The sequence below is a fragment of the Bacillus sp. 05T31 genome, from assembly GCF_056396725.1.
Window position 1 is genome coordinate 1 of record NZ_JBFTMA010000367.1, and the last position, 4221, is coordinate 4221.

The window sequence follows — 4221 nt, forward strand, 5'->3', positions numbered from 1 at the left end:
TGTCCAATTAGCACAGGGGCAAGGATACGTTTTTCGTCCTTACACCATTAATGAATATAAAGATTTACAAACTATGATTGACTATGGTGTAGATGTCATCATTACCGATTGGCCAGCACGTGCCTTTGAGCTCCTTTCTTAATTGAAGGGGCTTTTTTGTTTTCAAAATTTCATTGTTTAAAATAAACGAAAACCCTCAATACTAATACAATAATGCTTGTATTAATGAGGGGCTGAAAAAGATGGATCAAACTATGAATCCAAAACTTAAAAAATATAAACGTCTTTTCTTCACCGTAATGTTTTCTTGTGTTCTTTTTTTCGTTTTTTCCTTTTTTATTATCATTATAGCTGCAAAAATTATGGGGCCTCCCCCTGTTGCAGTGCCGCAAACGAGTGTCTTTTACGCTAATGATGACACTGTTATAGGACAAAGTAATGAAACACAAAAGCGCTATAATGTATCTCTTGATGAAATTTCTCCTTATGTAAAAGAGGCAACACTATCTATTGAAGATCAACGATTCTACAAACATCATGGATTTGATATAAAGCGCATTGTTGGTGCCATTGTTGCCGATTTAAAAGCAATGGCAAAAGTACAAGGTGCTAGTACTATTACACAACAGTATGCTCGYAACCTATACTTAGATCATGATAAAACGTGGAAGCGTAAACTATTAGAGGCAATGTATACCGTTCGCCTTGAAGTGAACTATAATAAAAATCATATTTTAGAAGGATATTTAAATACAATTTATTACGGGCATGGTGCTTACGGAATCGAAGCTGCTTCTCGCCTGTATTTCGATAAAACTGCAAAAGAATTAACATTAGCGGAAGCTAGTATGCTCGCAGGCATTCCGAAAGGACCTAGCTTCTACTCTCCCTTTTTAAAAGAAGAGCGTGCTAAAGGGCGTCAATCTCTCATACTAGATGAAATGGTAGAACAAGGTTATATTACAAAACAGCAAGCTGCCTCGGCAAAAAAGGAACCGCTAACTTTCGCCTCATTAGATACGAAAAAAGTGGCAGAGGTCGCGCCTTATTTCCAAGATGCTGTACAAGCTTCTCTTCTTCGTGATATCGGATTAGATGAGCAAGCCTTACAGCGAGGTGGCTTACGTATTTATACAACGCTAGACCCTAAATTACAATCTGTAGCAGAGCAAGCTGTAAAAAATCATATACCTGAAACAACAAACATCCAAACTGCCCTCGTCTCTATGAATCCAAAAACGGGTGAAGTGGCTGCCCTTGTTGGTGGAACTGATTATAATACGAGTCAATTTAACAGAGCTACACAAGCCGCTCGTCAGCCCGGCTCTACATTTAAGCCATTCCTATATTACGCAGCCTTAGAACGAGGATTCACCCCTGCTACGCGCTTAAAAAGCGAATACACTGTATTCACTTTAGGTGACGGTGTTTCCAAATATAAACCGAAAAATTATAAAAACTATTATGCAGACGACTTTGTGACAATGGCACAAGCACTCGCTGTTTCTGATAACGTATATGCTGTGAAGACAAATCTATTTTTAGGCGAAGACATTCTTACAAAAACAGCGAAGCAATTCGGTATTACTAGCGCATTAAAAGATGTTCCGTCTCTTGCTCTCGGCACATCTCCTGTAAAACCAATTGAAATGGTCAATGCTTATAGCATGTTTGCAAACGGCGGGAAAGAAGTAAAACCAATCTTTATAAGGCGCATCGTTGATCATGAAGGAAATATGCTATACGACGCTCATTTAGAAAGTAAACAAGTTCTAGATAAAAGCAAAGCCTTTGTGATGGAAGAAATGATGGCAGGCATGTTTAATAAAAAACTAAGCAGTTATGCCGCTGTGACCGGTCAATCGATGTTATCAAAACTATCAAGAACATATGCTGGAAAGTCTGGTTCTACAGAAACTGATAGTTGGATGATTGGATTTACCCCGCAGCTCGTAACAGGGGTTTGGATTGGATACGATCAACCTAAATCCATTTCAAACGTAGCAGAACAAGGATACGCAAAAAAAATATGGACCGATACAATGGAAAAAGGATTAGATGGACAGCCTAAACAAGAGTTCAAACAACCAGCAGATGTTGTTGCAGTCGATGTTAATCCTGAAAACGGTAAGATTGCTACAAAAAATTGTCCCATTTCTGTGAAAATGTATTTCGCAAAAGGTACAGAGCCAACAGAGTATTGTATGGATCACGTTGATGATAAGGAAGAGTTCGAAAAGGTTAGTGAAGAGAAGRAAAAGACGGGTTGGTGGAAAAAATATCTCCCGTGGTAAAAAAATAGCTGACGGAAATCCGTCAGCTATTTTTACTCGCCTAATAATGCGTGACGCAATTCTTCACTAGATTCGTTCCAAATTGCTTCATTATGCTCTTTTAAGAATGTACCAAGTACTTTTTTAGATGATTCATCCATATGATCAATCATGATGTGACGCTTTAGTGATTTATCCATTTTATTTACATGCTCTGGAAGTGATTTATATCCGCGGCGAATTTCACGATCAACTGTCATTTCACAGGCTGTTGCGCCTGCGTAATAAGCACCGTTTGGTGTTCTTTCAATTGTTACCCAAACAAGCCAAAACGGTTTTCCGTTTGGAACTTCATCTTTATTTGTTAAAAACTTAATTCCTTTTTCTACTGTACTACGCGCATGCATCGCACCGATATCAACGAATGCAGTTTTCTCTAATACATCAACAAATACAGGAGAAATATTTTCTAAACTTAATGCCCCAACGCCAAAACCACCATGTCCATCTGTTGAATCATTTTTCACGATATTAAAACCGATTTTTTTCTTTTTCTCTGTCATATGTAAACTCCTCCTCGCTTAATGATTAAAAAAGCCTGAAAATAGGCGCAATGATATTTTGTAAAAATACTAATACATATGGAATAACAACATTGAAAATAGGTTGAATTGTGTAATTGCTAAGCGGTGTAATAACAAGAATTAATAACGCAATTGATCCATACTTTTCATACTGTGTCATTTTCGCACGAATATTTGCTGGTGCTAAATCTTCCACAACGCGATAACCATCAAGTGGCGGGATTGGTAATAAATTAAATACAAGTAAAACAATATTAAGCATAATAAAAATTTGGAAAAATTGATCCAGCGTATCTGCTACTGCAAGTGGCATCGCATCTAACACACCAAATGTTATTAAGCTATACCAAATAATTAAACCAATTGCACTTAAGATAAGATTACTTATCGGTCCCGCAATAGAAACTAATATTCCTGCAAGACGCGGTCTTTTAAAGTTATATGGGTTAACAGGCACGGGTCTTGCCCAACCGAATCCAAGAATTAATACAGCAATCATACCGATAGGATCTAAATGAGCCATCGGTGATAACGTTAAACGGCCTTGCTTTTTCGCTGTATCGTCTCCAAATTTATATGCAACATACGCATGTGCAAATTCATGCACAGATAGCGCAATAATAATCGCCATTGCTACCAATGGAATTTGTTGCAATGGGTATCTAAATAACTGATCCATAACTCATCTCCTCTTCCATATGTCAAAAAAAGAAATTATTTGTTTTTCCGATTGTTCTTCCTCATAATCCGCTATAATAAGAGTGTAACTTACATAAAAGGAGCGATTATACATGCCATACGTAACAGTGAAAATGCTAGAAGGACGCACAGAAGAACAAAAGAAAGCTCTTGCTGAGAAAGTAACAGCAGCAGTAAGCGAAACAACTGGTGCTCCTGAAGAAAACATCGTTGTTTTCATCGAAGAAATGTCTAAAAACCATTATGCAGTTGGCGGAAAACGCTTAAGCGACAAATAATTTCAAGTTTTTTCATAAGAAGTAGCTCTTAGCTGCTTCTTATTTCTTTCCCTCTAACAACTCGATAATTCTCTCTTTATATTTTCCTTTTCTTCCATCTTCATAGATTAAATCATGCGGATAGAATAACTTTTGATCCGTTCGCTTCTTACCTGTAATCGCCTCAACAATATCCGATTCACGCGAAAGCTCTCTAAGTTCCCCGTTCGGCATAAGAAGTAAGATTGGCAGACGCTCTTCCTCTTCTCCTGCGCGGTAAAAGTCATACGGTAAATCTGATGTTGAATCAACAACTAAGTAATACTCTGGGTCCAGTCCAATTTTTTTAAATAAGCTACTTAGCTCCATCCAATTATCTAAACCGTGCTTATCTGTAAACTCTACATA

At 37.5% G+C, this 4221-nt stretch carries 4 protein-coding genes and 2 pseudogenes; 3 read left to right on the plus strand and 3 right to left on the minus strand.

Features of this window, described 5'->3' with window-relative positions; translation table 11 throughout:
• Together AC1DJR_RS19480 and AC1DJR_RS19485 are read left to right on the plus strand one after the other, a co-directional pair.
• Positions 1-142, plus strand: a pseudogene (locus tag AC1DJR_RS19480) (glycerophosphodiester phosphodiesterase); the annotation flags it as partial.
• 100 nt (positions 143-242) lie between these two features.
• Positions 243-2294 carry a transglycosylase domain-containing protein gene (locus AC1DJR_RS19485; RefSeq protein ID WP_477003285.1) on the plus strand — a complete coding sequence of 684 codons (2052 nt, stop codon included), beginning with the start codon at positions 243-245 and terminating at the stop codon, positions 2292-2294.
• Positions 2295-2326: 32 nt separating this feature from the next.
• Here the strand turns inward: AC1DJR_RS19485 and AC1DJR_RS19490 are convergent, their stop codons facing one another.
• Both AC1DJR_RS19490 and AC1DJR_RS19495 read right to left on the minus strand, forming a co-directional pair.
• Positions 2327-2836 carry a YwhD family protein gene (locus tag AC1DJR_RS19490; RefSeq protein WP_002016357.1) on the minus strand — a complete coding sequence of 170 codons (510 nt, stop codon included), beginning with the start codon at positions 2834-2836 and terminating at the stop codon, positions 2327-2329.
• A gap of 25 nt (positions 2837-2861) precedes the next feature.
• Positions 2862-3536 (minus strand): site-2 protease family protein, encoded by a 675-nt coding sequence (locus AC1DJR_RS19495; RefSeq protein WP_002016358.1) that lies wholly within the window; start codon positions 3534-3536, stop codon positions 2862-2864.
• A 112-nt stretch (positions 3537-3648) separates the two neighbouring features.
• Between AC1DJR_RS19495 and AC1DJR_RS19500 the strand changes: the two genes are divergently transcribed.
• Positions 3649-3834 (plus strand): 2-hydroxymuconate tautomerase, encoded by a 186-nt coding sequence (locus AC1DJR_RS19500; RefSeq protein ID WP_001147171.1) that lies wholly within the window; start codon positions 3649-3651, stop codon positions 3832-3834.
• A 39-nt stretch (positions 3835-3873) separates the two neighbouring features.
• On the opposite strand, the pseudogene AC1DJR_RS19505 reads toward AC1DJR_RS19500, so the two are convergent.
• A pseudogene (locus AC1DJR_RS19505) lies at positions 3874-4221 on the minus strand (hypothetical protein); the annotation flags it as partial.